At 72.3% G+C, this 26,281-nt stretch carries 26 protein-coding genes and 2 pseudogenes; 15 read left to right on the plus strand and 13 right to left on the minus strand.

Going from position 1 to position 26,281, the window contains the following annotated elements:
- Positions 1 to 2 precede the first annotated feature (2 nt).
- The 4 genes from modB to ABTZ58_RS24920 all read right to left on the minus strand — a co-directional run bounded on the left by modB (position 3) and on the right by ABTZ58_RS24920 (position 3,120).
- Positions 3 to 854, minus strand: coding sequence for a molybdate ABC transporter permease subunit (modB, locus tag ABTZ58_RS24905; RefSeq protein WP_351360689.1), 852 nt, complete (start codon positions 852 to 854; stop codon positions 3 to 5).
- Complete coding sequence (gene modA / locus ABTZ58_RS24910; protein WP_351360692.1) at positions 851 to 1,663, minus strand: molybdate ABC transporter substrate-binding protein; 813 nt, start codon at positions 1,661 to 1,663, stop codon at positions 851 to 853. The genes modB and modA overlap by 4 nt, the downstream gene beginning before the upstream one ends.
- Positions 1,664 to 1,837: 174 nt before the next feature.
- Positions 1,838 to 2,236: a TOBE domain-containing protein gene (locus tag ABTZ58_RS24915; RefSeq protein ID WP_351360695.1), complete on the minus strand. Its 399-nt coding sequence runs from the start codon at positions 2,234 to 2,236 to the stop codon at positions 1,838 to 1,840.
- Positions 2,237 to 2,325: 89 nt separating this feature from the next.
- Entirely contained in the window at positions 2,326 to 3,120 is a 795-nt protein-coding gene (locus ABTZ58_RS24920; RefSeq protein ID WP_351360697.1) for a YhjD/YihY/BrkB family envelope integrity protein, read from the minus strand.
- 110 nt (positions 3,121 to 3,230) lie between these two features.
- Here ABTZ58_RS24920 and ABTZ58_RS24925 point away from each other — a divergent pair, with 110 nt between their 5' ends.
- Positions 3,231 to 3,398, plus strand: a complete 168-nt coding sequence (locus ABTZ58_RS24925) for a hypothetical protein (RefSeq protein WP_351360700.1) — start codon at positions 3,231 to 3,233, stop codon at positions 3,396 to 3,398.
- Between the two features lie 422 nt (positions 3,399 to 3,820).
- Here the strand turns inward: ABTZ58_RS24925 and ABTZ58_RS24930 are convergent, their stop codons facing one another.
- A complete protein-coding gene (locus tag ABTZ58_RS24930) occupies positions 3,821 to 5,497 on the minus strand; it encodes an NAD-dependent malic enzyme (protein ID WP_351360703.1) in 1,677 nt (558 codons plus the stop codon).
- Positions 5,498 to 5,669: 172 nt separating this feature from the next.
- Between ABTZ58_RS24930 and ABTZ58_RS24935 the strand changes: the two genes are divergently transcribed.
- Positions 5,670 to 6,140, plus strand: coding sequence for a DUF6069 family protein (locus ABTZ58_RS24935; RefSeq protein WP_351360706.1), 471 nt, complete (start codon positions 5,670 to 5,672; stop codon positions 6,138 to 6,140).
- A gap of 158 nt (positions 6,141 to 6,298) precedes the next feature.
- Here ABTZ58_RS24935 and ABTZ58_RS24940 read toward each other — a convergent pair whose 3' ends face one another.
- From ABTZ58_RS24940 to paaI, 3 genes are all read right to left on the minus strand, one after another.
- Complete coding sequence (locus ABTZ58_RS24940) at positions 6,299 to 8,044, minus strand: enoyl-CoA hydratase-related protein (protein WP_351360709.1); 1,746 nt, start codon at positions 8,042 to 8,044, stop codon at positions 6,299 to 6,301.
- Between the two features lie 101 nt (positions 8,045 to 8,145).
- Complete coding sequence (paaK, locus tag ABTZ58_RS24945; RefSeq protein WP_351360712.1) at positions 8,146 to 9,504, minus strand: phenylacetate--CoA ligase PaaK; 1,359 nt, start codon at positions 9,502 to 9,504, stop codon at positions 8,146 to 8,148.
- A complete protein-coding gene (paaI, locus tag ABTZ58_RS24950; RefSeq protein WP_351360973.1) occupies positions 9,501 to 9,890 on the minus strand; it encodes a hydroxyphenylacetyl-CoA thioesterase PaaI in 390 nt (129 codons plus the stop codon). Before paaI ends, paaK begins: the two co-directional genes overlap by 4 nt.
- A gap of 198 nt (positions 9,891 to 10,088) precedes the next feature.
- On the opposite strand from paaI, the gene paaA reads away from it, so the two are divergent.
- From paaA to ABTZ58_RS24985, 7 genes and pseudogenes are all read left to right on the plus strand, one after another.
- Positions 10,089 to 11,075 (plus strand): 1,2-phenylacetyl-CoA epoxidase subunit PaaA, encoded by a 987-nt coding sequence (paaA, locus tag ABTZ58_RS24955; protein WP_351360715.1) that lies wholly within the window; start codon positions 10,089 to 10,091, stop codon positions 11,073 to 11,075.
- Positions 11,072 to 11,365 carry a 1,2-phenylacetyl-CoA epoxidase subunit PaaB gene (paaB, locus tag ABTZ58_RS24960; RefSeq protein ID WP_351360718.1) on the plus strand — a complete coding sequence of 98 codons (294 nt, stop codon included), beginning with the start codon at positions 11,072 to 11,074 and terminating at the stop codon, positions 11,363 to 11,365. The genes paaA and paaB overlap by 4 nt, the downstream gene beginning before the upstream one ends.
- A 10-nt stretch (positions 11,366 to 11,375) precedes the next feature.
- Positions 11,376 to 12,203, plus strand: coding sequence for a 1,2-phenylacetyl-CoA epoxidase subunit PaaC (gene paaC / locus ABTZ58_RS24965; RefSeq protein ID WP_351360721.1), 828 nt, complete (start codon positions 11,376 to 11,378; stop codon positions 12,201 to 12,203).
- Positions 12,197 to 12,712, plus strand: a complete 516-nt coding sequence (paaD, locus tag ABTZ58_RS24970; RefSeq protein ID WP_351360724.1) for a 1,2-phenylacetyl-CoA epoxidase subunit PaaD — start codon at positions 12,197 to 12,199, stop codon at positions 12,710 to 12,712. The genes paaC and paaD overlap by 7 nt, the downstream gene beginning before the upstream one ends.
- Positions 12,712 to 13,827, plus strand: a complete 1,116-nt coding sequence (gene paaE, locus ABTZ58_RS24975; protein ID WP_351360727.1) for a 1,2-phenylacetyl-CoA epoxidase subunit PaaE — start codon at positions 12,712 to 12,714, stop codon at positions 13,825 to 13,827. The genes paaD and paaE overlap by 1 nt, the downstream gene beginning before the upstream one ends.
- 388 nt (positions 13,828 to 14,215) lie before the next feature.
- A pseudogene (locus ABTZ58_RS24980) lies at positions 14,216 to 14,596 on the plus strand (maltokinase N-terminal cap-like domain-containing protein); the annotation flags it as partial.
- Positions 14,597 to 14,731: 135 nt separating this feature from the next.
- Entirely contained in the window at positions 14,732 to 15,133 is a 402-nt protein-coding gene (locus ABTZ58_RS24985) for an SseB family protein (RefSeq protein WP_351360730.1), read from the plus strand.
- A 30-nt stretch (positions 15,134 to 15,163) separates the two neighbouring features.
- On the opposite strand, the gene ABTZ58_RS24990 is transcribed toward ABTZ58_RS24985, so the two are convergent.
- From ABTZ58_RS24990 to ABTZ58_RS25010, 5 genes are all read right to left on the minus strand, one after another.
- A complete protein-coding gene (locus ABTZ58_RS24990; RefSeq protein ID WP_351360733.1) occupies positions 15,164 to 15,553 on the minus strand; it encodes a MarR family winged helix-turn-helix transcriptional regulator in 390 nt (129 codons plus the stop codon).
- A 71-nt stretch (positions 15,554 to 15,624) separates the two neighbouring features.
- A complete protein-coding gene (locus tag ABTZ58_RS24995; RefSeq protein ID WP_351360736.1) occupies positions 15,625 to 16,656 on the minus strand; it encodes a LacI family DNA-binding transcriptional regulator in 1,032 nt (343 codons plus the stop codon).
- Entirely contained in the window at positions 16,653 to 17,561 is a 909-nt protein-coding gene (locus ABTZ58_RS25000) for a carbohydrate ABC transporter permease (protein WP_351360739.1), read from the minus strand. Before ABTZ58_RS25000 ends, ABTZ58_RS24995 begins: the two co-directional genes overlap by 4 nt.
- Complete coding sequence (locus ABTZ58_RS25005; protein WP_351360742.1) at positions 17,558 to 18,484, minus strand: carbohydrate ABC transporter permease; 927 nt, start codon at positions 18,482 to 18,484, stop codon at positions 17,558 to 17,560. The genes ABTZ58_RS25000 and ABTZ58_RS25005 overlap by 4 nt, the downstream gene beginning before the upstream one ends.
- Positions 18,481 to 19,800: an ABC transporter substrate-binding protein gene (locus ABTZ58_RS25010; RefSeq protein WP_351360745.1), complete on the minus strand. Its 1,320-nt coding sequence runs from the start codon at positions 19,798 to 19,800 to the stop codon at positions 18,481 to 18,483. The genes ABTZ58_RS25005 and ABTZ58_RS25010 overlap by 4 nt, the downstream gene beginning before the upstream one ends.
- Positions 19,801 to 19,984: 184 nt before the next feature.
- Here ABTZ58_RS25010 and ABTZ58_RS25015 point away from each other — a divergent pair, with 184 nt between their 5' ends.
- From ABTZ58_RS25015 to ABTZ58_RS25040, 6 genes and pseudogenes are all read left to right on the plus strand, one after another.
- Complete coding sequence (locus ABTZ58_RS25015) at positions 19,985 to 22,006, plus strand: beta-galactosidase (RefSeq protein WP_351360747.1); 2,022 nt, start codon at positions 19,985 to 19,987, stop codon at positions 22,004 to 22,006.
- 112 nt (positions 22,007 to 22,118) lie between these two features.
- Positions 22,119 to 23,678: a glycoside hydrolase family 53 protein gene (locus ABTZ58_RS25020; protein ID WP_351360750.1), complete on the plus strand. Its 1,560-nt coding sequence runs from the start codon at positions 22,119 to 22,121 to the stop codon at positions 23,676 to 23,678.
- A 223-nt stretch (positions 23,679 to 23,901) separates the two neighbouring features.
- Positions 23,902 to 24,159, plus strand: coding sequence for an ArsR/SmtB family transcription factor (locus ABTZ58_RS25025; RefSeq protein WP_351360752.1), 258 nt, complete (start codon positions 23,902 to 23,904; stop codon positions 24,157 to 24,159).
- A 107-nt stretch (positions 24,160 to 24,266) separates the two neighbouring features.
- Entirely contained in the window at positions 24,267 to 25,103 is an 837-nt protein-coding gene (locus tag ABTZ58_RS25030; RefSeq protein WP_351360755.1) for an undecaprenyl-diphosphate phosphatase, read from the plus strand.
- 174 nt (positions 25,104 to 25,277) lie between these two features.
- On the plus strand, positions 25,278 to 26,003 hold the full coding sequence (locus ABTZ58_RS25035) for a FadR/GntR family transcriptional regulator (protein WP_351360976.1): 726 nt from the start codon (positions 25,278 to 25,280) through the stop codon (positions 26,001 to 26,003).
- Positions 26,000 to 26,233 (plus strand): annotated as a pseudogene (locus tag ABTZ58_RS25040) (amino acid permease); the annotation flags it as partial. The gene ABTZ58_RS25035 and the pseudogene ABTZ58_RS25040, both read left to right, overlap by 4 nt.
- Between the last annotated feature and the right edge of the window lie 48 nt (positions 26,234 to 26,281).

Here is a 26,281-nt window from a genome sequence, read left to right on the forward strand (position 1 = left end):
GGTCACCCCGCGCTCATCCAGCGGTCCCGCAGCCCGGCCAGCACCGCGATCGACACCGCCAGCAGGACCAGGCTCAGGGCGATCGCGGCCTCCGGGTCGTTCTGCAGGGCCAGGTAGACGGCCAGCGGCATGGTCTGGGTGCGGCCGGGAAAGTTGCCGGCGAAGGTGATGGTCGCGCCGAACTCGCCCAGCGCCCGCGCCCAGGCCAGCACCGCGCCGGCCGCGATGCCCGGGGCGATCAGCGGCAGCGTGACCCGGCGGAACGCGGTGAAGCGGGAGGCGCCCAGGGTCGTGGCGGCCTCCTCGTAGCGCGGGTCGGCGGCCCGCAGGGTGCCCTCGACGCTGATGACGAGGAACGGCATCGCCACGAACGCCTCCGCGACGACGACCCCCGCCGTGGTGAAGGGCAGGGTGATCCCGAACCAGGCGTCCAGCCACCGCCCGACGATGCCGTTGCGCCCGAGGGCCATCAGCAGGGCCACACCCCCCACGACCGGCGGGAGCACGAGGGGCAGCGTGACGAGGGCCCGGACGATCCCGCGGCCGGGGAAGTCGACCCGGGCCAGCAGCCAGGCCAGGGGCACGCCGATGACCAGGCTCACCGCGGTCGCCGCCGTGGCGCAGAGCAGGGAAAGCCTCAGGGCCTGCCACACGGCGGCACTGGTCAGCTGCTCGGGCAGGCCCTGCCACGGGGTGCGGACGAGCAGGGCGAGCAGCGGGACGGTCAGGAAGGCCACGCCGATCAGCGCGGGGAGGAGCAGCGGCAGCGGGACGCCGGTCCGCGCACCCCGGCGCCGCGGCCCGCCGCGGAGGGCGCCGGCCGTGGCGCCCGGCTTGTCGGACGGGGCGGTCACGGCGTGCGGAACCCGGCCTCGCCCAGGACGCGGCGGCCCTCGGCGGACCGCACCAGCGCGATGAACGCCTCGGCGGCCCCGGCGTTGGGCGCGTCCTTGAGCAGGGCGATCGGATAGTCGTTGACGGCGTCGGCGGACTCGGGGAACTTCACGCCCTCCACCTTGTCACCCGCCGCGCGCACATCCGTCTTGTAGACGACGGCCGCGTCGGCCTCCTTCAGCTCGACCTTCGTCAGGGCGGCCTTCACGTCCTGCTCGTAGGAGACCGGGGTCAGCTTCAGCCCGGCGGCGTCGAGGGCCTTGCGCGCGGCGGCGCCGCACGGCACCTCCTGGGCGCACAGCACGACCTTCAGGCCCTTGGCGGTGAGGTCCTTCAGGGAGGAGATGCGGTCCGGGTTGCCCGGCAGCGTGGCGATCTCCAGCTCGTTGCGGACGAAGGGGGCGGGCGTGCCGGAGACGTCACCGGCGTCCGTGACGATCTTCATGGTCTTGGGGCTGGCCGCGGCGAACACGTCCGCCGGGGCGCCGCCGGTGATGCTCGCGGCCAGGGAGTCGCTGCCGCCGAAGCTGAAGGTGACCTTCGTGCCGGGGTGCTCCTGCTCGAAGCGCTTGCCGAGCTTCGTGAAGCCGTCCTGCAACGAGGCGGCGGCGAAGACGGTCACCTCGCCGGTCACCTGGCCCGGCGACTCACCGGCGGCCGGGGAGCCCGAGGTGTCCGGCCCGGACGACGAGCACGCGCCCAGGGCCAGCAGGGCGGCGGCTGACGCCATCGCGGTGTGGAACGGACGGCGGCGCGCGGTACGGGTCATCACGGGTGCACTCCCTTGGCCAACTCTCGGGCGACACGGCCGCGCCCCCTGTGCGGTGGGCGTGCATGCGTACGTCGATGATAGTGCCGCAGATGCGAGGGGGAAGTCTCCTGTGGGTTCGCATGAGCGGGGGAAGTGCTTCACGAGGCTGGTATGTGCGTTCGTACGGACGTCTCAGGCCCGGTCGATGTGCACGTTCGTCGACTTCACCCGGGCCGTGGCCTCCATCCCGACCTCCAGCCCCAGTTCCTCCACGGCCTCCCGGGTCAGCAGCGACACCAGGCGGTGCGGTCCGGCCTGGATCTCCACCTGGGCGGCGACGTCGCCGAGCTTCACGGCGGTGACGATGCCGGGGAAGGCGTTGCGCGCGGAGGTGTACGGGGCGGCGTCCTCGTCGGCGCCGTCGCTCCGGGCCAGTTCCACGGAGAAGGCGGCCAGGTCCCGGCCGTCGATCAGGCGCCGCCCGCCCTCGTCCCGATGGGTCGCCACCCGCCCGGCGTCCGCCCAGCGGCGCGCGGTGTCGGGGCTCACGCCGAGGAGCCGTGCGGCCTGGCCGATCGTGTAGGACTGCATGGGCGCCAAGATAGGCGATCGGGCCGGGCCCCACCCGGGCGGTTACGCGGGTCGTCGGGCAGGCGGGCCGCGACCTGGCGGCCATCACGTCAGGGCTCGGCCGTACGTCCCCGCCCCTGGTGTTCCAGGAGCCAGCGGCCCAGCAGCGTCCCGCCGAAGAAGACGTAGCCCACGCCGATGAGCCAGGACTCGACGACGAGGACGACGCCGACGGCTCCGTAGCTGATGGCGTTGGTGACGATGAGCGGCGTGAAGACGAAGTGGGAGAACGTGCGCAGGCCGACCAGGCCCGCCATGGTGGCCACCGCCCCGGGGAGCAGTTCGCTCCAGCGGACCTGCCCGCCCAGCAGGAAGCGCTGCCCCCACCAGAAGAACAGCACACCGGACGCCGCGCTCAGCACGATCCGCTCCGGCCCGGACACGAGGCTGCGCGTCTGCACCTCCTGGTACAGGTACACCGTCATGGCGATCATCCACACCGCCTGGCGCCAGACGCGGTGCCACGGACCGGCCGCCAGACCCCAGATGCGCTCGTAGCCGTTCTGCACGCTCCCCGCGAAGGCCACGCCGAAGACGGCGAGCGCGACGCCGCCGAGCACGCTGGTGGTGCCGATGACCTCGCGCGGCGGGCTGATGATGTCCGTCAGCACCCGCGCGGACCGCCCGGACAGCCCCATGCCGTCGGCCAGCCACGAGGCGAAGCCGCCGCGCCCGAGCGGGTCGGCGGCGGCCACCACGATCAGCAGCGGCGCCAGCGTGACCAGCGCGAGCGTGGCGAACCCCATGGCCCGGTGCATCAACTCCACCTCGCGGCCCCGCCGGACGAGGGTGTGCGCCCCCAGCCGGTGCCACCCGTCGCGCACCTTGCGTCTGGTGGGGCTCATCCCGCGTCCGCCTCCGGATGCGCTCGCTCTCCGTCCGGTCCTCGACATCGTTGACCGTTCCCAAGCGTGGCAAACGTGTCAAAAAGGGCGACTGTCCGGGCGGGATCTGCATGCGTGTTTCCCGGCGTTCGGTGCCGGCGGCGGCGGCCGGTGCCGCGGCGACGGTGACGGCGGCGGCACCCGCCGTCGCCGCTCCGGCACCCGTGCCCACCCCGCGGACGCTGCGCGCGGCCGCCGACTGCGCCGTCGAGAAACTGCGCACCGTCGCCCGGCCGTGACGGCCTTCCCGGTCGGCACGAAGTTCGAGAGGTGGGTCTACTCCCAGAACGGCGACACCACGTCCCGGTGTGGGACTACCGGGCTCCGCAGCAGCCGCACGACATCAAGGACGCGTCGGTCGGCGCGATCACGGCGTGCGGCCTGATCGAGCTGGCGGCGGCCGACGGCAGGCTCGCCTACCGCGAGGTGGCGCTGCGGCTGCTCACCGCGCGTCCTGCACCACGTCCCCGGCCTCGGACACGCTGCCCAGGACGCGGTAGGCGATGCCGAAAGCCGCGGGCGCAGCCGCTCGAACGCGTCCGCGGCGGCGTCCAGCACGCCGCCGGTGAGGGGGTGCCGCTGGTCCAGGGGCCGATGCCTCCCCGGGGCGACCGTTGAGCTTGGACCGTACGTCCCCCGGGGCGGACCCGCGGCGCGGCGCTCAGTCCGCGTAGCGGGGTGTCCACTGCGTCCGAGCGATCGCCTCACGCAGTTCCTCCTCCGTCGCCCGCGGGGCCACCCCGTCCTCCACGGCGGCGAGGGCCGCGGCGAGGGCGATCTCACGGGCGGAGTCGCGCATCCCGGCCAGGGGCGGCAGCAGCGGCACCGGGCCCTCGACGCCGTCGGCCGCCCGCACCGCGCACCGTGCGACGGCCCGGGCGGCGGACACCAGCATCCGGTCGGTGACGCGCGTGGCCCGGCTCGCCGTCACCGCCAGACCCATGGCCGGGAAGACGTACACGTTGTTCGACTGCGCCACCGGCACCTCGTGCCCGTCCACCGTGAGCGGCGGGAAGGGCGAGCCGGTGGCGATCAGCGCGCGGCCGTCCGTCCAGCGGGTGAGGTCGGCGGGCTCGGCCTCGGAGTGGGACGTGGGGTTGGACAGCGGGAAGATGACGGGCCGTTCGCAGGTGCCGGCCATCTGCCGCACGACCTCCTCGGTGAAGGCGCCGTGCGCCGTCGACAGGCCGATCAGCGCGGTCGGCTCGACGCGGCGCACCACTTCGGCGAGGCCGGTGCCGTCCCAGTCGGCGACCTCGCTGTCGTCCCGGGCGAACACCCGCTGCTGCGGGGACAGTCCGGAGCGGGACGACACCAGCAGGCCGTCCACGTCGAGGATCCAGAACCGGGCCGTGGCCTCGTCCTCGGTCAGCCCTTCGTCGATCATGGCGGTCCTGATCATCTCGGCGACGCCGATCGCGGCCGACCCGGCCCCGAGGATCACCAGCCGCTGCTCGGGCAGGGGCGTGCCGGCCACGTCCGCGGCGGTGGACAGCGCGCCGAGCGTGACGGCCGCGGTGCCCTGGATGTCGTCGTTGAACGTGAGCAGCCGGTCCCGGTAGCGCTCCAGGATCGGGTACGCGTGGGCCGTGGCGAAGTCCTCCCACTGCAGCAGCGTCCCGGGCAGCTCCGCCTCGACCGCCGAGACGAACGCCTCGATCATCTCGTCGTACTCGGCGCCCGTCAGCCGGCGGTCCCGGCGGCCCAGGTAGCGGGGGTTGCCGAGCAGGTCCTCGTTGTCCGTCCCCACGTCCAGCAGGATCGGCAGGGTGCGGGCCGGGTGGATGCCGCCGATCGCCGTGTAGAGGCTGAGCTTGCCGATGGGGATGCCCATGCCGCCGACGCCCTGGTCGCCGAGCCCGAGGATGCGCTGCCCGTCGGTGACGACGATGACGTCCACGTCCTGGTCGCCGTGCGGGCGGTTGCGCAGGATGTCGCGGAAGCGGTGCCGGTCCTCCCAGGTGAGGAACAGCCCGCGCGGCCGGCGGTAGATCTCGCTAAACCGCCGGCAGGCCTCGCCCACCGTCGGCGTGTAGACGACCGGCAGCAGCTCCTCCAGGCACTCGGTGACCAGACGGTAGAAGAGCACCTCGTTGGTGTCCTGCAGCTGCCGCAGGTAGATGTGGCGGTTCAAGGGCTTGTCGTAGCCGCGGAACGCCTCGTAGGCGCGGGCGACCTGTTCGTCCAGGGTCTCCACGGCGGGCGGGAGCAGCCCGTCGAGACCGAGTGCCTCGCGCTCGCCGCGGGTGAAGGCGGTGCCCTTGTTGACCAGCGGGTCGGCCAGGGCCGTGGCGGCGGGGCTCGTGGTGGGGCGGGGGTGGTTCGTCGGCTGGTCCATGCGGTGACGCCTTCCCGCGACGCGCGGGTTGGTGCGGGTGACGTGTGCCATCCGGACCAACGGCCGGCCGTTCGTGAAATTCGCCTGACGACCGATGAGTTCCGCCGCGCCCCGCCGTCCACCTCTGCGGAAGGCGCACCCGGCGCCTCGACTTCCCTCAGGAGACAGTGACATGAGTGCCACGACCCCGCAGACCCGGACCGTCCCGGCCCCCTCCCGGACCGTCACGGGCTTCCTCTCGGCACGTCCCGTCTGGCTGGTCGGCGTACTGGCGACCCTGGCCGGCGCCGTCGTGACGGAGGCGTTCGCGCTCCTGGCCCGGGCTGCGGGCGTCCCGATGGAGGCGGCGAGCCCCGGGGCCACCGAGGCCGCGCGGATCCCGGTCGGCGGGTTCTTCGGCGGGGTGGTGTTCTGGTCGGTAGCCGGGATCGTCCTCGCGGTCGTGCTCGCCCGCTGGGCCCGCAAGCCCGCCCGTACCTTCACGGTGACCACCGTCGCCCTCACCGCGCTGTCCCTCGCCGGTCCCGCCGTCGCCCCGCACACGGCCGTGTCCACCCAGGTCGTCCTGGCCGTGTCCCACGTGGTGGCCGCCGCGGTGATCATCCCGCTGCTGGCCCGCCGGCTCTCCGGCATCCGGCGGTGACGCCCCAGGCCCCTTTGGTCCGCACCTCCCGGCACCGGCCCGTCGCGCTCCGCCGACGGGCCGTCGTCATGCCCGGGGGCACGCGGCGCGGGCACCCGCCGGGGCCTGGGAGACGGCCTGGACGGGGACGCCGGCGCCCGCCGGCAGCGGACGCGCGCTCATGCCGTGCCGGCCGGGGCCGGCGGAGGGGCGGAGCCGTTCGGGAGCCCGCGCACGAAAGCCGACCGCAGCGCGTGGTACGGGGCCTCCGGGTCGAAGAACGCGGCGCGCATGCGGGCGAGTTCGCTCCGCCGGTACTCGGCGAGGGGCTGCTGGAGCTCGTCCGCGTGCCGTGCCGTGGTCTTGGTCGTGATCCGGCGCGCGAGGTCCGGGTCGGCGGCCACCTCCGCGGCCAGACGCTCGACCTCCGCCGTGAACTCCATGGGCGCCACCGGCACCAGACGGTCCACCAGACCGATCCGCTCCGCCGTCGCCGCGCTCACCGGCAGCGCCTCGCTCGTCAGCCGCTCGGCCGTCTCGGCGCCCACCCGGCGCGGCAGCGAGTACGTCCAGAACTCCGAGCCGTACAGGCCCAGGTTCCGGTAGTGCGGGTCGAGGACGCACCCCGTGCGGCACCAGACCTCGTCGGCGGCCAGCGCGAGCATCACGCCGCCGGCCGCCGCGTTGCCGCCGAGGGCCGCGACCACCACCCGGTCGGTGGTGCGCAGCACGGCCTCGATCAGGTCGTTCATGGCGAGGAGGTTGGACCAGGACTCGCCCGCCGGGTCGCCGGAGGCCTCGATGACGTGCAGGTGGCTGCCGTTGGAGAAGAGGTCGCGGGCACCGCCGAGCACCAGCACCGAGGTGGGCCGGGTGAGCGCGTACCGGTAGGCGGCGAGCAGCCTGCGGCAGTGCCTGGTGCTCATCGCCCCGCCCGGGAACGAGAAGGACAGGAAGCCGACGGCACCGCGCTGCCGGTAGCGGATGTCGGCCCAGGTGGTGCGGCCGGGGGGCAGTTCGAGCGGGGCGGCGATCTCCGGCAGCCAGTACGGACGGTCCTGCGAACCCGGCATGCCGGGACCGCTGTCGGGCGGCGCCGGGAAGCCGGCGAGCACCGAGGCCGCCGGGCGGCGGAACGGGGCCGGATCGCCCGAGCTCCGGCGGGGGCGCAGCTCCGGGATCCACACCGCGCCGTCCCGGGTGGCCCGGCAGAGCGCGCCGGACCGGGTCGCGAGCAACTCGCCGGGCGCGCCCCGCAGCCGGTCCTCCGGGTGCCCGCCGTGCAGATACACCTCCCGGCCGCACAGCTCGTCCAGGACGCCCGGTCGCGAGTCGCCCCCGCGCAGCTTGCGCAGCACCGTCCGGGTGTCGTCGTTCTCCCAGTCGATCCGCCGCTGCTCCTGGCGGAAGTAGTCCCGCCACACCACGCGGATCCCGGGGTCGCTCTGCGGCCGGGGCTTGAACGATCCCTCGGCGAAGCGCCGCACCGCGAGCAGCACCGCGGCCGCGGCGGCGTCGGACAGCTCGTTGCGGTACACGTCGCTCTTGCCGGCCGGCGGCACCGGGAAGGCCGCGTCCGCCCAGATGTCACCCGCGTCCGGTGCCGCCTCGGCCTGGAGCACCGTCACGCCCCACTCGGACGCGCCCTCTTCGATCGCCCAGTCCAGGGACGACGGGCCCCGGTCGCCGGGCGGCCCCGGCCGCACGATCAGACAGGTGTGCTCCCGCCACACGTCCTCGGGCAGGGCCGACGTCGGCATCGGCGCGACGATCAGTTCCGGACGCCGCTCGCGCACGGCGGCGCGGACCGCGTCGGTCCCGTGCGAGGTGAGGGCGACGTCCACCCGGTGTCCCTCGTCCGACAGTTCGGTGTACACACGCCGGGACAGGCTGTTGAACGCGCTGGCGACGAGCAAGATGTCCATGACACGGCATCGTCGCCGGTCGGGGCGGGGCCACGAAGGACCACGTCGGCGTTTCGTCCCTGATGTCCGCTTACGGCCGGTAGGGCGTCGCTTTGTTCATCTCACTTCTCGCGCAGGTCCTTCACCCGGCGGAGCTTGCCCAGGGAGCGTTCCAGGGTCTCCGGTTCGACGATCGTCACCTCGGCGGAGACGCCGACCCCGTCCTTGACGGCCTGCGCGATCGCCCGGGCCGCCGCCTCCCGCTCCCCGGGGCCGGTGCCGGGGCGGGTCTCGACCCGCACGGTCATGTGGTCCAGGCGGCCCCGACGGGTCAGCTGGATCTGGAAGTGCGGGGCGACCCCGGGGGTGCGCAGCACGATCTCCTCGATCTGGCTCGGGAAGACGTTCACCCCGCGCAGGATGATCATGTCGTCGCAGCGGCCGGTGATCTTCTGGATGCGGCGGAACGCGGGCCGGGCCGTGCCGGGCAGCAGCCGGGTCAGGTCGCGGGTGCGGTAGCGGACGACCGGCAGTGCCTCCTTGGTCAGGGACGTGAAGACCAGCTCGCCCTCCTCGCCCTCGGGCAGCACCTCGCCCGTGATCGGGTCGACGACCTCGGGATAGAAGTGGTCCTCCCACACGTGCAGCCCGTCCTTGGTCTCCACGCACTCCTGCGCGACGCCCGGGCCGATCACCTCCGACAGCCCGTATATGTCGACGGCGTGCAGGTCCGTCCGCTCCTCGATCTCGCGGCGCATCTCCTCCGTCCACGGCTCGGCCCCGAAGATGCCCACGCGCAGGCTGCTGGTGCGCGGGTCGACGCCCTGCCTCTCGAACTCGTCGAGCAGCGTGAGCATGTAGGACGGGGTGACCATGATGATCTCGGGCCGGAAGTCCTGGATGATCTGCACCTGGCGGGCCGTCATGCCGCCCGAGGCGGGGATCACCGTGCACCCGGCCCGCTCGGCGCCGTAGTGCGCGCCGAGGCCGCCGGTGAACAGTCCATAGCCGTAGGAGATGTGCACCTTGTGGCCAGGGCGCCCGCCGGCCGCCCGGATCGAGCGGGCCACCAGGTCCGACCACATCGACAGGTCGTTCTCCGTGTAGCCGACCACCGTGGGGCGTCCGGTGGTGCCGCTGGAGGCGTGGACGCGCCGCACCTGGTCCATCGGGACCGCGAACATGCCGAACGGGTAGGTCTCCCTGAGGTCGGCCTTGGTGGTGAAGGGGAAGCGGGCCAGGTCCTCCAGACAGCGGCAGTCCTCGGGCGTGACCCCGGCCGCGTCGAACTTCCTGCGGTACGTCTCCACGTTCTCGTAGGCGTGCCGCAGGCTCCGGCGCAGCCGGTCCAGCTGGAGCTCGCGCAGCTGCTCGCGGGTCAGGCGCTCGGCGTCGTCCAGCAGGTCGTGGGGGAGGGGCTCGCCCCGTCGGCGGCCGGCCCCGGCCGCGCCGTCCGTCGTGGTCCCCGTCTCGCTGGTCATGCCGGCTCCTCCGACCTCGTGCTGCTGATGCTGCGGCTGCGGCCCCGGAACTCCGCTATCACCTCGTCGCCGCGCCGGACGGTCACGTCGTAGAGGCCGCTGCGGCCGTACCGGGTGCGCTCCTCGGCCCGTGCCACGAGGACGTCGCCCTCGTGGGCCGGGGCCACGAAGGTGATGTCGGCGCCGGCCGCGACCGTCACCGGGCCGTGGCTGTTGCAGGCGCAGGCGAAGGCGCTGTCGGCGAGCAGGAAGACGTACCCGCCGTGGGCGATGCCGTGCCCGTTCACCATGGAGCGGGTCACGGTCATGCGCAGCGTGGCGGTCCCCTCGCCCTGCTCCAGCAGCTCGATGCCGAGCCCGCGGGAGGCCTCGTCCGCGGCGAACATCGTCTCCGCGGCCGGTGTCGCGTCAGCGGTATGGCTCACTTCTCGCACCACCTTGTAGCCCGACCGAACATTCGGTTAGCTTCGGTGCCGCCAAGTAATCAATTCGCCTCGGTGCCTGTCAAGGGATCGGGTCTTACCAAGGCGCGGCGCCTTGTCATACCATGGACCGAACGAATGGTCGGTTGGGAAGTGGGACGGATGGACACGACACACTCCAGCCCCCCGGGGGCGGACGGCACCGAGCCGGTTCTCCAGCGGCACTTCGAGGCGACGATCGCGCGGGACCAGCGGATCGAGCCGCGCGACTGGATGCCGGAGGGCTACCGGAAGACTCTGATCCGCCAGATCGCGCAGCACGCGCACTCGGAGATCATCGGCATGCAGCCGGAGGGCGAGTGGATCACGCGCGCCCCGTCGCTGCGCCGCAAGGCCATCCTCTTCGCGAAGGTCCAGGACGAGGCCGGGCACGGGCTGTACCTGTACTCGGCGGCGGAGACCCTCGGCGCCGACCGCGCCGATCTGACCGAGCGGCTCATCGAGGGCCGCCAGAAGTACTCGTCGATCTTCAACTACCCGACGCTCAGCTTCGCGGACGTCGGCGTGATCGGCTGGTTCGTCGACGGCGCCGCGATCTGCAACCAGGTGCCGCTGTGCCGCTCCTCGTACGGGCCCTACGCGCGCGCCATGGTGCGGATCTGCAAGGAGGAGTCGTTCCACCAGCGGCAGGGCTACGAGCTGCTGATGACGATGATGCGCGGCACCCCCGAGCAGCGCGAGATGGTGCAGGACGCGGTGAACCGCTGGTGGTGGCCGTCGCTGATGATGTTCGGTCCGCCCGACGACGCCTCGCCCAACTCGGCGCAGTCCATGGCCTGGAAGATCAAGCGGCACAGCAACGACGAACTGCGCCAGCGCTTCGTCGACATGACCGTCCCGCAGGCCGAGAAGCTCGGCGTGACGCTCCCCGACCCGGAGCTGCGCTGGAACGAGGAGCGGGGCCACCACGACTTCGGCACGCCCGACTGGGACGAGCTGATGCGGGTCATCAAGGGCGACGGACCGTGCAACGAGGAGCGCGTGACCCGGCGCCGCACGGCCCACGAGGAGGGCGCCTGGGTGCGCGAGGCGGCCACCGCCCACGCCGCCAAGCAGGCGTCCCGGACGCGGAAGGGAGCGGTGGCATGACCGCCGGCAAGCAGGAATGGCCGCTGTACGAGGTGTTCGTGCGCGGCAAGCGCGGCCTGAACCACGTCCACGTGGGCTCGCTGCACGCGGCCGACGACCGCATGGCGCTCACCCACGCCCGCGACCTCTACACCCGCCGCAACGAGGGCGTGTCCATCTGGGTCGTGCGCTCGGAGCATATCGCCGCCTCCACGCGCGACGAGAAGGACCCCTTCTTCGAGCCCAGCGCCGACAAGGTCTACCGCCACCCGACCTTCTACGACATCCCCGACGACGTCCCGCACATCTGAAGGAGAGGGCATGAGCGACGACCACGTCTACCTGACCCTCGCCGAGGGACACGAGGACGACACCCGCTGGGCCTACGGCACCGGCTTCGAGGACCCCCTGCACGGCGTCGACACCACCGTCCCGGACGGTGTGGACGCCGGTGAACTCGCGGAACTCTGCGTCACCTTGGCCGACGACGCCCTGGTCTCGGCCCAGCGGCTCGCCGAGTGGACCACCCGCGCCCCCGAACTGGAGGAGGAGGTGGCGCTGGCCAACATCGGGCTCGACCTGCTCGGCCAGGCCCGCCTGCTCTACTCCCGAGCCGGCCAGGTCGACGGCACCGGCCGCGACGAGGACGCCTTCGCCTACTTCCGCGACGCCGGCGACTTCCGCAACGTGCGCCTGGCCGAACTGCCCAACGGCGACTTCGCGTTCTCGATCGTCCGGCTGCTGGTGTTCTCCAGCTGGCGCCTCGCCCAGTTCGAGCGGCTCTCCGCCCACCGCGACCCGGTCCTCGCGGCCATCGCCGCCAAGGGCGTGAAGGAGCTGGCGTACCACCGCCAGTACGCGGCCGAGTGGGCCGTGCGGCTCGGCGACGGCACCGAGGAGTCGCACCGCCGGATGCGCAAGGCGCAGGAGCAGGTCGCCCCCTACCTGGGCGAGCTGTTCACGGCGTACGACGTGCGCGACCAGGTCGTCGACGTCCTGCGGCAGGTCACCGAGGCGGCCGGACTGCCCATGCCGGTCTACCGCCCGCTGCCCGGGTCGGGCCGCTCCGGCGAGCACACCGAGCATCTGGCGCCGCTGCTGGCCGAGCTGCAGGGCGTGGCCCGGGCGCATCCGGAGGCGACATGGTGACCACGCTCCTGGACGCGCGGCGGGCCCGGCGGATCGCCGAGCAGGTGCCCGACCCCGAACTGCCCATGCTCACCCTGGCCGACCTCGGGGTGCTGCGGGACGTGTCCCTTACCGAGGACGGCACGGTCGTCGCGAGCCTCACCCCCACCTACTCGGGCTGCCCCGCCATGGCGGAGATGCGCGCCGGGGTGGCCGCCCGGCTGCGGGACGCCGGGTACGCGCGCGTGGAGATCCGCACCGTCCTGGATCCGCCGTGGACCAGCGACTGGATCACGGACGAGGGCCGCCGCAAGCTCGCCGAGCACGGCATCGCCCCGCCCGGTGCCGCGCCCGCGCGTGCCGCCGGGCCGGTGCCGCTGGTGCTGTCGCCGACCCGCCGCACGGTGCCCTGCCCCCGCTGCGGCAGCTCCGACACCGAGGAGACCTCCCGCTTCGCCGCCACGTCCTGCAAGGCCCTGTGGCGCTGCCTCGCCTGCCGCGAGCCGTTCGAGTACGTCAAGGAGATCTGATGGAGGACCTGATGGAGCCGGCCCCCGCCCCGGCCGCACCCGCGCGTGCCCGCCGACGCCCGGTCTTCCACCCCCTGCGGGTCGCCGCCGTGCAGCCCCTGTGCGAGGACGCCGCGGCCGTCAGCTTCGACATCCCGGCCGAGCTGGTGAAGGAGTTCACCTTCGCGCCCGGCCAGTCGCTCACCCTGCGGCGCGAGATCGACGGCCGTGACGAGCGCCGCTCCTACTCCATCTGCTCACCCGCCGGCACGGCACCGCGCATCGGCGTCCGGGTCGTCCCGGGCGGCCTGTTCTCCTCCTGGCTGGTGCGCGAGGTGCGCCCCGGCGACACCGTCGAGGTGATGGCCCCCACCGGCGCCTTCACCCCCGACCTCACCACCCCCGGCCACCACGTGCTGATCGCGGCCGGCTCCGGCATCACGCCCATGGTCTCCATCGCCGAGTCCGTCCTGGCCGCCGACGCCCGCTCGCGCGTCACCCTCCTCTACGGCAACCGCCGCACCGGCACGGTGATGTTCGCCGACGAGCTTGCCGACCTGAAGGACCTCTACCCGACCCGCTTCCAGCTCGCCCACGTCCTCTCCCGCGAGCCCCGCGAGGCGGAGGTGCTCTCCGGGCGTCTCGACGCCGAGCGGCTCGCGGCGCTGATCGGCGCGCTGGTCGACGTGGAGTGTGCCGACCACTGGTGGCTGTGCGGCCCGCACGGCATGGTCCGCTCCGCTCAGCAGGTCCTGTCCGGCCTCGGCGTCCCCACCGACCGCGTCCACCAGGAGCTCTTCTACGCCGACGACGAGCCGGTGCGCGAGGTCGTGCACACGGAGACCGGCCCCTCCGGCCCGGTCAGCCAGGTCACCATCACCCTGGACGGCCGCTCCACCACCTCGGCCCTGCCCCGTGAACGCACCCTCCTCGAAGGCGCCCAGCAGACCCGCCCGGACCTGCCCTTCGCCTGCAAGGGCGGTGTGTGCGGCACATGCCGGGCCCTGGTCACCGACGGCACGGCAGACATGCGCCGCAACTTCGCCCTGGAGCCGTCGGAGGTGGACGCGGGCTACGTCCTCACCTGCCAGACGTATCCCGTGTCCGAGACGCTGACGGTGGACTTCGACACCTGAGCCCGGGCGGGGCGTCCTCGCCGGCCCCGGCGAGGGAGCCTGGCGGACGGCAGCGGGCCGCCGCCGACGCCTTGACTCCCGTGCCGGCCGGTCCGGCCGTACCGGCCGGCGGCGGCGTCGATCGATCCCACGGCGAGCGTGGAGACCTCGCCGAACGCCGCACCCCGCTCCGCCGCCGACCCGTGGCCCGGGTACTTCGCCGGGCGAGGGCAACCCGGGGCCCGCCGCATCGGCGCCGGCGTCGAGGGGGCCGTCTGCGGACTGGGGCGCGGGGCGGATCGCCAAGGTGTGGCGTGACTGACGCCCGCGGCCCCGGGCCCACGGCCCATCTGGTGCCGCTCACTACCGCGGCGCCCCGCTCCAGGGGGCGGAGGACGCACTCGTCGGCACCATGGAGCACGGCGTGCTAGGGCCGCGCTGGGCCTATGACGGCTGTCACGACCCGGTCCTCCTCGACCCGTTGCCGGCCCTGTTCGAAGGGCGGACGCGGGCGCAGCACCAGAACATCAGCGACCTGCCCGACGACGACGTCACCGTCTCCCGCACCGGCGACGGCCCCCTGCCCACGGACTTCACGGTGACGGACGACCACGACGGCACCCGGCTGACCTCGCCGAATGGGCCGGTGCTGCGTCTGCACCGGGTCCTGGAGCCCGCCACGGACGGGCCGCCCACCGCCGACGGGGGAGCGACGGGCCACCTCGCCGGCTCCTGGACGCTGCCGGACGGCACGCGCGTGCGGGGGCTGCTCGCCGTTCTGCACGAGTGACGCCCGAACCCTCCCGGGAACCTTCGGGGCCGACGAGGGTTGCCCCGGGTCGGTTCGGGTACGCGACCAGGACCGCACTCGGGGCGGATCATGTCCCGGGTGGGCCGCACGACCTCCGCTACCAGGGAATCTGCCATGGAGACACCTGCAAACGACCCCACGCCCACGCCCGCCCAGCGGGCTCTGGACGTCCTCGCCGAGAACACGGAGGACGCGGCGGCTCTGGACGCGCTCGCCAACAGCGACGTGCTCATCCCCGTGCCCGACGACGCGAACGACTCCGACGCCGCCAACCCCTCGGCGGTGGCGCTGCCCGTGCTGGAGCAGCCGGGCGGCGAGCCGGTGGTGCCCGTGTTCACCTCGGAGGTGGAGATGGCCGGGCTGCTGCCGTTCGTCTCCCGCTACCGTCTGGTGCCCCTCGGCGCCCTCGCCGCGCAGTGGCCGGCCGACGATCTGTCGCTCACCATCGACGGCAGCTCGGAGCATCGGCTGACCCTCACATCGGAGGGAGTGCGCACCCTGCTGGCACGCCCGTAGGCACACCGGCCCCGTCCGGGCCCGGGCGTTCTACTCGCCCAGGGTCCGGGCCAGAGCCGCCCGCTGCAGGGGCAGCACCTCGGCGTGCAGGTCACGGCCCTTGGAGGTGAGGGCTACCCAGACGCCGCGCCGGTCCTCCTCGCACACCGAGCGCGTCACCAGCCCGTCCTTCTCCAGCCGGGCGATCAGCCGGGACAGCGCGCTCTGGCTGAGATGCACCCGGCCGACCAGGTTCTGCACCCGGCACTGGTCGCCCTGCTCGGGCCCGGCCGTGGCGAGCATGTCCAGGACCTCGAAGTCGGAGGCGCCGAGACCGTGCGGATGCAGCGCCCGGTCGATCTCGCACATCGTGCGCGCGTGCGCCGACAGGATGTCCCGCCACCGTTCCTCGAGCGCCACACCAGCCGTTTTCGCCACCATATGGGAACGGTAACACCGGCGCGGGGTTCCATGAGCATGCATGGAGCGAGCTCCTCGCGAGACGGCCGCGGCTAGGTCGACTCCCGCTTCACCAGTTCGGTCGGCAGGATCACCGCCGCCGGGTCCTCGCCCCCGATCTGCGCCAGCAGTACTCGCACCATCTCGGCGCTGATCCGGTCCCACGGCTGGCGGATGGTCGTCAGCTCGGGGCTGGAGGCGAGCGCCGCGGGGGAGTCGTCGAAGCCGCCGACCGCGACGTCCTGCGGTACCCGCCGGCCCGCCCGCTGCAGCGCCGTCAGCACGCCCTGCGCCATGAGGTCCGAGGCGACGAACACCGCGTCCATGTCCGGGGCCTGCGCCAGCAGCCGCTCGGCGCCCGCCTCGCCGCTGGCCCGGCTGTAGTCGCCGGAGACGACGAGTCCCTCGTCGAACCCAAGCCCCGCCTCGGCCAGCACCTCCTGGTATCCGGCGAGGCGCTCCACGCCGCCGGGCGTGTCCAGCGGGCCGGTCACCATGCCCACCCGGCGCCGCCCCAGCGAGAGCAGATGGCGCACCATGTCCCGGGCGCCGTCCCGGTCGTCGGCGGCCACGTAACTCACCTTCGAGCCCAGGCCGATCGGTTTGCCGCAGGCGACCAGCGGCACCCCCGCCCCGCGCAGCTCGTCGGCGACCGGATCGCCGGAGTGGCTGGAGACCAGCAGAACCCCGTCCACGTGCCCGGCGGTGATGTACCGGGTGATGCGCCGCCGTTCGTCCTCGGTGCCCGCCAGCATCAGCAGCAGCGGGATGTCGTGCGCGGCGAGCGCCTGGGTGCAGCCGCGCAGCAGGACGTTGAAGTTCGGGTCCTCGAAGAACCGCTCCTGCGGCTCGGTCAGCAGGAAGCCGACCGAGTCCGACCGGCCGGTGATCAGCGAGCGGGCGTGCCGGTTGACGACGTAACCGGTCCTGCGGATGGCCGCGTTGACCGCCTCCTGCGCGGCCGGGCTGACGTAGTGGCCGCCGTTGAGCACACGTGAGACGGTGCCGCGCGAGACCCCCGCCTCGCGCGCCACGTCGTGGATCGTGGGCGGTCTGCGCCTGCCCCCCGCAGCGTTCATGGTCATGACTTTACGGCTCCGGAGAGCAGATCCAGGCTCCAGAACCGCTGGACCACCAGGAAGAGGGCGACCAGCGGCAGCACCGCCAGGAACGCGCCCGTGATCACCAGCGTGTACAGCGCCGGGGTGTTGGCGCCCTGCTCCAGCAACGTGAACAGCCCCAGCGTGATCGGGAACTTCTCGTCGTCGCTGAGCATGATGTACGGCAGCAGGAAGTTGTTCCAGATCGCCACGAACTGGAAGAGGAACACCGTCACCAGCCCGGGGACCATCATCGGCAGCGCGATGCGCGTGAAGATCCGCCACTCGCCCGCCCCGTCCATCCGCCCGGCCTCCACCACGTCGGCCGGCACCGCCGCCGCGGCGTAGATCCGCGCCAGGTAGACGCCGTACGGCGAGAGGATCTGCGGCAGCAGGACCGACAGGTACGAGTCCGTGAGGTCGGCCTGCGCCAGCAGCAGGTACTGCGGGACGGCGAGGATCACCGGTGGCATCAGCACGCCCGCGAGCAGCACGTTGAACAGCGTCTCGCGGCCCCGGAACCGGTAGACCGCCAGTGCGTAGCCGCTGACCGCCGAGACGCACGTCGACAGCAGGGCACCGAGGCCGGCGTACAGGGCGGAGTTGCCCATCCACTGCCAGTAGACGCCGTCGCGGTAGGCGTCGAGATCCCGGACGTTGTCCGCGAAGCCCGTGCCGGGCAGGAACGTGAACGTGGAGAACAGCTCCCGCCCGGACTTGGTGGCCGCGATGACCACCCAGGCCACGGGCAGCAGACAGTAGAGGGCGCCCAGCAGCAACGTGAGCGTCGGGAGGAGGGCGATGCGGCGGCGCAGCGGCGGGCGGTCCTGGGCCGTGCCGGGCGTGCTGCCCGCCACCGGCTCGGTCTGGGGGACGGCAAGGGAGCTCATCGGGCTGCCTCCTGCTTCTGACGGTGGTTCGCGGCTCGCAGGAAGCCGAAGGACAGCAGGAGCGTGGCGAAGGCGATGATCACGGCCTGCGCCGCGGCGCCGTGGATGTCGCCCTCGCCGAAGGCGTCCCGGTACACCTTCATCAGCGGACTCCACGTCGTGGACACGGAGTTGGTGAGCGGCTTGAGGGTGGTGGGCTCGTTGAACACCTGGAGCGTCGCGATGATCGAGAAGAAGAACGTCAGCACCAGCGACGGAGCCACCATCGGGATCTTGATCCGCAGGGCGGTCTGCAGCGGGGTGGCGCCGTCCAGCTTCGCCGCCTCGTACACCTCCGCTGGGATCGCCCGGAGCGAGGTGTAGATGACGATCATGTTGAAGCCGGTGCCGCCCCACACCGCGATGTTCGACAGGGCCAGGTACAGCGGCCCGCCGTCCAGCAGGTCCGGCTGCGGCAGTCCCAGCCGGTCGAGCACGAAGTAGAAGGGGCTGACGTCCGGCAGGTACAGGAAGCCCCACAGCAGCGCCGCCACCACCCCCGGGACGGCGTACGGCAGGAAGATCGCGAGCCGGGTGAACGGCGCGAGCCGCACCTTCTCCGAGTCGAGCATCAGCGCGAGGAGCAGGGCCAGGCCCAGCATCACCGGGACGACGACGCAGCCGTAGCCCAGCACGCGCAGGGTGCCGTCGAGCAGTTCGCTGTCGGAGAGGGCGTCGGTGTAGTTCTCCAGTCCGGCCCAGACCTCCGTGCGGGCGCCGGAGCCCAGGCCGAGGCCGGAGACCCGCACCTTGCGGAAGCTCAGAAAGAGCGCGTAGCCGATGGGCAGGGCGAAGAACAGCGCGAAGAGGATCGTCGCGGGGAGGAGGAAGCCGTACGGAGCCCTTCTGACCCCGTACGACCGCCGGCGTACCGTGCTGTTCACTCCGCGACCTCGAAGCCCTGCTTCTTCATGTCGGCGACGGTGTCGGCCTGCATCTTCTCCAGCGCGGCGCCGAAGTCCGACTTGTTCTTGGCGGCGGCGCCGAAGGCGTCCTTGAAGGTGGTGTAGGCGACGTTGACGTTCGGGCCCCAGGCGGAGGGCGCGGTGGTCTCCGCGATGTCGGCGGCCTTGGCGTAGAAGTCGGCCTGGTTGGAGAAGTAGGCCGGGGGCTTGAGGAAGGCGCCGCTGGTCTGGGCGTTGGTGGCGGCCGGGTAGATGCCGCTCTCCTCGGCCAGCGCGTTCAGGGCGGCCCGGTCGGTGTTCAGCCAGGTGGCGAACTTCGCGGCGGCCTCGCGGTGGTCGGAGTCCGTCGTGACGGCGGTGGAGGAGCCGCCCCAGCTGCCGGTGCGGTTCCCGCTCCCCGGCCACTGGGGGAGCGGGGCCATGGCCCACTTGCCCTTGGTGTCGGGGGCGGCGGTGGTGAGGGTGCCCGGAGCCCACACCGCGCTGACCCAGGCGATCTGCTTGCCGGTGTTGAGCGCCTTGTTCCAGGAGGGGGTGTACATCGGCTGGTTGTCGATGGCGCCCTCACGGACCAGGCCGCCCCAGAACTTCGCGACCTTCCGCGTCGCCGCGTCGTCGATCGCGACCTTCCACCGGTCGCCGGAAGTGGTCCACCACTTGGCGCCCGCCTGCTGGGCGAGACCCGCGAACAGGCCGGAGTCGTTGGCGGAGAAGGTGGTGAGGTCCTTGCCGGGGGCGGCCTTCTTGAGCTCGCGGGCCGTCTCCGCGAACTCCTCCCAGGTCGTCGGCACGCTCAGGCCGTACTCCTCGAACAGGTCCTCGCGGTAGTAGAACATCATCGGCCCGATGTCCTGCGGAACCGCGTAGACCGCGTCCGTGCCCAGGGTCGTCTGCTGCCAGACGCCGTCGGCGAAGCTGTCCTTCGCGCCGTCCACGTCCTCGGAGATGTCCGCGAGGGCGTCGTTGCTCACCAGTGTGGGCAGCGCCTGGTACTCGGCCTGCACCAGGTCGGGCGCCTTGCCCGCCTTGTGCGCGGTGAGGATCTTGGTGACCAGGGTGTCACCGGAGGCCTGCTTCTTCACCGTGACGGTGATCCGGTCCTTCTTGCCCGGGCCCTTGTTCCACAGGTCCACGACCTTGTCCATGCCGGGCGTCCAGGTCCAGTACGTCAGCGAGACCGGACCCGACTCGGTCCCGCCGTCCCCGGAATCCGAGCCACAAGCGGCGAGGGTGGTGGCGCCGAGCGCGAGGGCGACGGCGGATGTCACGAGGCGACGGCGCTTCGTGTACGGCATGGATCTCTCCCCTGACCTGGGGTCCTCGCCTGCTGCGAGGACCTGCCATGCTTCTGTGAGCGTTCACAGTAGAGAAACATCCCGGACACTTGTCAATGGTTGTTGCTGTGCGGTTATGTTGGGCTCAGCACCGCGCCGCTGTGTGTGCACGTTCCCAATTGATCGATCAACCGGGAGACCATCCATGCCGGACACAAGCCCCAGGGGCCTCACCAGGCTCGCCTTCGGTGGGGACTACAACCCCGAGCAGTGGCCGGAAAGCGTCTGGCAGGAGGACGTCCGGCTGATGCGCGAGGCCGGCGTCACCATGGTGAGCGTCGGGATCTTCTCCTGGGCCCTGCTGGAACCCGCGCCCGGCACCTACGACTTCGGCTGGCTGGACCGGCTGCTGGACCTGCTCCACGAGCACGGCGTCCGCGTCGACCTCGGCACCCCCACGGTCGTCCCGCCCGTCTGGTTCTACCGGGCCCACCCCGAGGCGCTGCCCGTCACCGCCGAGGGCGTGCGCTACGAGTTCGGCTCCCGTGCGGCCATCTGCCACAGCAACGCCGACTACCGAGCCGCCGCCGCGGCCATCACCACCCGGCTCGCCGAGCGCTACGCCGACCACCCGGCCCTGGCGCTGTGGCACGTCCACAACGAGTACGGCGTCCCCGTCTCGGCCTGCTACTGCGACTCCTGCGCCGCCCACTTCCGCCGCTGGCTGGAGACCACGTACGGCACGGTCGACGCGGTCAACGATGCTTGGGGAACGGCCTTCTGGGGCCAGCGCTACACCGGCTTCGAGCAGATCAACCCGCCCCGGCTCACCCCGGCGGCCGTCAACCCGGCCCAGGCGCTGGACTACAAGCGGTTCGCTGACGCCACCATGCGCGAGAACTTCGTGGCGGAGCGGGACATCCTGCACCGCCTCTCCCCGGGCGTCCCGGTCACCACCAACTTCATGACGGCCCTGAGCCAGTGCGACTCCGTCGACTACTGGGCCTGGGGCCGCGAGGTCGACCTCGTCACCAACGACCACTACCTGATCACCGACGGCCGCCGCACCCACGTCAACCTCGCCATGGCGGCCGACCTCACCCGTTCCGTCGCGGGCGGCGCCCCCTGGCTGCTGCTGGAGCACTCCACCTCGGGCGTCAACTGGCAGCCCCGCAACCCCGCCAAGGCCCCCGGCCAGATGGCCCGCAACTCCCTCGCGCACGTGGCACGCGGCTCCGAGGGTGCCATGTTCTTCCAGTGGCGCCAGTCCCGGCGCGGCGCCGAGAAGTTCCACTCGGCGATGGTCCCGCACGGCGGCACCGACACCCGCGTGTGGCGCGAGGTCGTCGAACTCGGCGCATGCGTCGAGGCGCTGAGCGAGATCCGCGGCACGCGCACCGAGGCCGACGTGGCCGTGCTGTGGGACTGGCACTCCTGGTGGGCGCAGACCCTCGACTGGCGCCCCAGCGTCGACCACGACGCCCGCGAGCGCGCCGACGCCTTCTACGAGGCTCTCTACGACCGCCACCTCACCGTCGACTTCGCCCACCCGGAAGCCGACTTGTCGAGGTATCCCCTTGTCGTCGTCCCCGCCCTGTACCTGATGACGGAGGCGGCCGGGCGCAACCTGACTGCGTACGTGGAGGGCGGCGGCACGCTGGCCGTCTCGTACTTCTCCGGCATCGTCGACGAGCACGACGCCGTCCACGAGGGGCCCTACCCGGGCCCGCTGCGGGACGTCCTCGGCCTGACGATCGAGGAGTTCTCCCCGTTGCTCCCCGGTGAACGCGTGCGGGTCACCGGCCCCGACGGGACCGAACTGGGCGCCGACGTGTGGACCGAGTTCGTGGTGCCCCGCGGCGCCGACACCGTCCTGACCTACGCCGACGGGCCGGCCGCCGGTCTGCCCGCCGTCACCCGGCACCGCCTGGGCCGGGGCACCGCCTGGTACGTCTCCACCCGGCTCGGCGCCGACGGCCTCGACACGTTGCTCGGCCTGGCGGGCGAGGACGCCCGGCTCGCTCCGCGCGCCGGTCTGCCCCGGGACGTCGAAGTGGTCCGCCGCACCGGTGCGTCCGGCACCTACCTGTTCGCCGTCAACCACACCGCCGCGGACGCCAAGGTGCCCCTGGAGGCCGCCGGCACCGAACTGCTCACCGGCGAACGCGCCGCCGGCCGCCTGGCGGTTCCCGCAGGAGCCGTCCGGGTCGTCCGGCTCGACGGCTGAACCGACTCCCTCCGCCCGCGCGTGCCACGAGCCGCGGGCGGAGGGGCTCTCCCGCCCTGCCGTGGGCGGGAGGTACTCCCCAACCCCCACGTCGAAGGGACGACGGACGACGATGTTCCATCCCAGACGCACCCTGAGAGCCCTGCTGCTGCCGCTCGCCGCCGGGCTCGCCCTCACCGCCCTGCCCGCCACCCCCGCCCACGCCGCGAGCACGCTGACCAACGGCGGCTTCGAAGCCGACGGCGCGGGCGCCCCCACACCGGCCGGCTGGTCCGAGTACGGCGACACCGGCGCCTCGTTCACCGAGCCCGGCGGTCACGGTGGCAGCCACCGCCTGAGCCACTGGGCCGCCGGCGCCTACAAGGTGGAGACGTACCAGTACCTGTCCGGACTCGCCAACGGCTCCTACAAGCTCACCGCCTGGGTGCGTTCGGGCGGGGGACAGAAGGCGGCCTACATAGCGCTGAAGAACTGCGGCGGCGCCGAGCAGCGCACCGACCTGCCGGTCTCGGCCAGTGGGTGGATCCGGATCGTCGTGCCGGTCAACGTGACCACCAACCAGTGCACGATCACCATCAACAGTGACGCGAACGCGGGCAACTGGATCAATGTCGACGACCTGACCTTCGCGCCGGGCACGTCCGGTACGTCGATCAAGGGTGCCGACGTCTCGTCCCTGGTGAAGAGCGAGGCCGAGGGCGGCCTCTACCGCAGCGCCTCCGGGACCGCAGGCGACGCCCTGTCCCTGCTGAAGTCGAACGGTATGAACTACGCCCGCCTCAAGGTCTGGGTCGACCCGGCCGACGGCTACAACAACAAGGCCCGCGTCCTGGCCGCGGCCAAGCGCGTCAAGGCCCAGGGCGTGAAGCTGCTGGTGGACTTCCACTACTCCGACTTCTGGGCCGACCCGGGCCGCCAGGACAAGCCCGCTGCCTGGGCGGGCCACTCTTACAGCCAACTGAAGACGGACGTGTACCGCCACACCTACGACGTGTTGAACGCGTTGAAGGCCCAGGGCACCACCGCCGACATGGTCCAGGTCGGCAACGAGATCAACGGCGGCATGCTGTGGAACGAGGGATCCACCTCCAACTGGACACAGCTGGCCGACCTCCTCAACTCCGGCTACGACGCCGTCAAGGCGGTCAGCTCCGGCACCACCGTGGCCCTGCACCTCGCCGAGGGCGGTGACCTGGAGGGCACCCGCTGGTGGTTCGACAGCGCGCGCTCCCACGGCGTGCGGTTCGACGCGATCGGCCTGTCGTACTACGGCTACTGGCACGGCACCCTGGCCGACTTCCAGACGACGCTGGACGACGCGGCCACCCGCTACGGCAAGCCGGTGTTCGTCGCCGAGACGGCCTACCCGTTCCGCCTGGACAGCGAGGACTCCCACGAGAACATCATCAACACCGCCGACGAGCTGGTCCCGGGCTATCCGGCGAGCGTGACCGGCCAGACCCGGTGGATGAACGACGTGGCGAGCATCGTGGAGGCCGTCCCGAACGGCCGCGGCCTCGGCGTCTTCTACTGGGAGGCGACCTGGACCGCCGTGTCCGGCAACGGCTGGGACCCGACCGACGCGTCCTCCGGCAACGCCTGGGAGAACCAGGCCCTGTTCGGCTACGACGACCGCGCGCTCGCGTCGATGTCCTGGTTCCGCCACCGCTGAGCCGGCGGGGGAGGGGCCCGGCCCATCGCGTCGTGCCCCTCCCTCTTCCGTCCCTCCCTCTTCCGTCCCTCCGCCCGGCCCGAACTGCTCTGCTTTGTACGGCAGTTCGGCCCGGTGGGTGTGGTATCGGACAAGCCTGCCGAGTCCCGGACACGGTCGCATCGAGTGCGGGACAGTGGGAAGACGCGGTGCAGAGGACGACGCCGCGAGGCAGGGGCACGCCATGCTGAGGACTCCCACGGACCTGACGCGGCTGCGCATCCTGGCCTGGCTGAGGGAACCCGGTCCCGCCGCCGGCGGGGTCACCGCGGACGCCGTCGCCGAGCACTTCGCGCTGCCACGCCCGGTCGCCGCCACCCATCTGCGGCTGCTGGAGGCCACCGGCATGCTGCGCGGCAGCCGGTCCGGGGGCGGCCTGCGCTACCACCGCGACGACATGCGGATCGCCGAGGTCGCCCGCATGTTCGAGAAGGGCTGGTAGGGGCCCAGGGGTAAGGAGTGGGTGTGAACCGCATGAGATTCCTTCTCGCCCGGATGCAGTACGACTGATCCCTTCGCTCCCGCCCCTCACGAGCAGAACGGGATCCCATGAGCGTCATCACCGTCGGTCAGGCCGTCGTCCTCGGAGCCGTCGAGGGGGTGACCGAGTTCCTGCCCGTCTCCTCCACCGGCCATCTGAAGATCGTCGAAGGGCTGATGGGCATCCCCGTGGACGACGGCGCCGTGGTCGGGTTCTCGGCGGTCATCCAGGTCGGCGCCATCGCCGCGGTGCTCGTGTACTTCCTCGGGGACATCGTGCGGATCGTCTCGGCCTGGGGGCGCGGCCTGCGCCACCGCGAGGAGCGTCACCACCACGACTACAAGTTCGCCTGGTGGGTCGTCTGCGCCACCGTCCCGATCGTCGCCGTGGGGCTCGTCGCCAAGCCGCTCATCGAGGGCCCGCTCGCCTCCCTGTGGGTGGTGGCCGGCTCGCTGATCGTGGGCAGCGGTGTGATGTGGGCGGCGGACCAGATGGGCCGGCACAGACGCGGCGAGGACGACACCTCCTTCAAGGACGCCATGCTGGTCGGCGGCTCCCAGATCCTCGCCCTGCTCTTCCCGGGCTTCTCCCGCTCCGGCGCCACCATGTCCACGGCGCTGATCCTCGACCTGGACCGCGTCGCCGCCACCCGGCTCTCCTTCTTCCTCGGCATCCCCGCGCTCACCGGTGCCGGCTCGTACGAGCTCAAGGACGCCCTGGGCACCGGGGTGGGCGCGGCGCCACTCGCCGTCGGCACGGTCGTCTCCTTCGTCGTGGCGTACGCCTCCATCGCGTGGCTGTTGAGGTTCGTCGCCAAGCATTCGTTCAACGCGTTCGTCATCTACCGGGTCGTGGTGGGTGTGCTGCTGTTGGGGCTGCTCGGGGCGGGTGTGCTGCACGGCTGAGTGTCCTGCGGGCAAGCGCCGTCGTCTGTCTGCGGCGCCCTCGTGGCTCGTCGCGCAGTTCCCCGCGCCCCTTTGGGGCGCCCCTTGACAGCCTGAGCCGCCGACCGGAGTATCTCTCCCGTGAACCTGTCAGACAGCCGGACAGCCGGACAGCCCGTGCGCCGCGTCAGCGCCATGGAAGCGGTGCTGGCGCACCTGCGCGGCGCCATCGAACGGGGCGAGTACGCCATCGGCGACAAGCTTCCCTCCGAGGCGGAGCTCTGCCGCACCCTGGAGGTCTCCCGGCCCGTGCTGCGCGAGGCGCTGCGGGCGCTGCAGACCATGGGTCTGACCGTGTCCCGGACCGGCAAGGGCACCTTCGTCGTGGCCGACAGCGTCGAGGACCCCACCTTCGGCGACTACGCGGCCAGCGACCTGCTGGAGGTGCGCCGCCACGTCGAGATCCCGGTGGCCGGGTACGCGGCCCGGCGCCGCACCCCCGAGAACCTCGACCACCTGGCCCACCTGCTGGACCGGATGGAGCGGGAGACCGACACCACGGCCTGGGTCGCGATGGACACGCTGTTCCACCTCGCCGTGGCGGAAGCCGCCCAGAACCCGGTGTTCCGCCGGGTCATCGAGGAGATCAGGGACGCGCTGGCCCGCCAGTCGGCCTTCCTCAACGAGCTCGGCGGCCGCCGCGAGCAGTCCAACCGCGAGCACCGGGCGATCGTCGAGGCGCTGGTCGACGGTTCGGAGAACGACGCGGTGGAGGCCATGGCCCACCATCTCGACCGCGTCGAGACGACCCTCACCGACATCGTGCGTTCCCCGCGCACGGACATCTCCCCCGAGATCCGGACGACAACCCCGGCGGACACCAGCGCGGAAACCCCCATGGAAGGCAGGCCCGAGGCGTGAGTGAGCAGTCCCTGCGCGACGACGTGCAGAAACGTTCCGGCCATGTGGACGCCGGAGACGCGGGCTACAGCAAGTCCCTGAAGTCCCGGCACGTCAACATGATCGCCATCGGCGGCGCCATCGGCACCGGCCTCTTCCTGGGCGCCGGCGGCCGCCTCGCCGACGCCGGCCCCTCCCTCTTCATCGCCTACGCGGTCTGCGGCCTGTTCGCCTTCCTCGTCGTCCGGGCCCCGACGCTGGCTTCCTCGCCTCCGTCCTGGTCCTCATGTACGCCGACG

The sequence above is a fragment of the Streptomyces sp. NPDC094143 genome (assembly GCF_040303825.1).
Lineage (GTDB): Bacteria > Actinomycetota > Actinomycetes > Streptomycetales > Streptomycetaceae > Streptomyces.

Excerpts from the sequence above, each read along its gene's own strand:
- modA (WP_351360692.1), bottom strand. The coding sequence starts at position 1,663 with ATGACCCGTACCGCGCGCCGCCGTCCGTTCCACACCGCGATGGCGTCA.
- ABTZ58_RS24915 (WP_351360695.1), bottom strand. The coding sequence starts at position 2,236 with ATGCAGTCCTACACGATCGGCCAGGCCGCACGGCTCCTCGGCGTGAGC.
- ABTZ58_RS24920 (WP_351360697.1), bottom strand. The coding sequence starts at position 3,120 with ATGAGCCCCACCAGACGCAAGGTGCGCGACGGGTGGCACCGGCTGGGG.
- ABTZ58_RS24925 (WP_351360700.1), top strand. The coding sequence starts at position 3,231 with ATGCGTGTTTCCCGGCGTTCGGTGCCGGCGGCGGCGGCCGGTGCCGCG.
- ABTZ58_RS24930 (WP_351360703.1), bottom strand. The coding sequence starts at position 5,497 with ATGGACCAGCCGACGAACCACCCCCGCCCCACCACGAGCCCCGCCGCC.
- ABTZ58_RS24935 (WP_351360706.1), top strand. The coding sequence starts at position 5,670 with ATGAGTGCCACGACCCCGCAGACCCGGACCGTCCCGGCCCCCTCCCGG.
- ABTZ58_RS24940 (WP_351360709.1), bottom strand. The coding sequence starts at position 8,044 with ATGGACATCTTGCTCGTCGCCAGCGCGTTCAACAGCCTGTCCCGGCGT.
- paaK (WP_351360712.1), bottom strand. The coding sequence starts at position 9,504 with ATGACCAGCGAGACGGGGACCACGACGGACGGCGCGGCCGGGGCCGGC.
- paaI (WP_351360973.1), bottom strand. The coding sequence starts at position 9,890 with ATGTTCGCCGCGGACGAGGCCTCCCGCGGGCTCGGCATCGAGCTGCTG.
- paaA (WP_351360715.1), top strand. The coding sequence starts at position 10,089 with ATGGACACGACACACTCCAGCCCCCCGGGGGCGGACGGCACCGAGCCG.
- paaB (WP_351360718.1), top strand. The coding sequence starts at position 11,072 with ATGACCGCCGGCAAGCAGGAATGGCCGCTGTACGAGGTGTTCGTGCGC.
- paaC (WP_351360721.1), top strand. The coding sequence starts at position 11,376 with ATGAGCGACGACCACGTCTACCTGACCCTCGCCGAGGGACACGAGGAC.
- paaD (WP_351360724.1), top strand. The coding sequence starts at position 12,197 with ATGGTGACCACGCTCCTGGACGCGCGGCGGGCCCGGCGGATCGCCGAG.
- paaE (WP_351360727.1), top strand. The coding sequence starts at position 12,712 with ATGGAGGACCTGATGGAGCCGGCCCCCGCCCCGGCCGCACCCGCGCGT.
- ABTZ58_RS24985 (WP_351360730.1), top strand. The coding sequence starts at position 14,732 with ATGGAGACACCTGCAAACGACCCCACGCCCACGCCCGCCCAGCGGGCT.
- ABTZ58_RS24990 (WP_351360733.1), bottom strand. The coding sequence starts at position 15,553 with ATGGTGGCGAAAACGGCTGGTGTGGCGCTCGAGGAACGGTGGCGGGAC.
- ABTZ58_RS24995 (WP_351360736.1), bottom strand. The coding sequence starts at position 16,656 with ATGACCATGAACGCTGCGGGGGGCAGGCGCAGACCGCCCACGATCCAC.
- ABTZ58_RS25000 (WP_351360739.1), bottom strand. The coding sequence starts at position 17,561 with ATGAGCTCCCTTGCCGTCCCCCAGACCGAGCCGGTGGCGGGCAGCACG.
- ABTZ58_RS25010 (WP_351360745.1), bottom strand. The coding sequence starts at position 19,800 with ATGCCGTACACGAAGCGCCGTCGCCTCGTGACATCCGCCGTCGCCCTC.
- ABTZ58_RS25015 (WP_351360747.1), top strand. The coding sequence starts at position 19,985 with ATGCCGGACACAAGCCCCAGGGGCCTCACCAGGCTCGCCTTCGGTGGG.
- ABTZ58_RS25020 (WP_351360750.1), top strand. The coding sequence starts at position 22,119 with ATGTTCCATCCCAGACGCACCCTGAGAGCCCTGCTGCTGCCGCTCGCC.
- ABTZ58_RS25025 (WP_351360752.1), top strand. The coding sequence starts at position 23,902 with ATGCTGAGGACTCCCACGGACCTGACGCGGCTGCGCATCCTGGCCTGG.
- ABTZ58_RS25030 (WP_351360755.1), top strand. The coding sequence starts at position 24,267 with ATGAGCGTCATCACCGTCGGTCAGGCCGTCGTCCTCGGAGCCGTCGAG.
- ABTZ58_RS25035 (WP_351360976.1), top strand. The coding sequence starts at position 25,278 with ATGGAAGCGGTGCTGGCGCACCTGCGCGGCGCCATCGAACGGGGCGAG.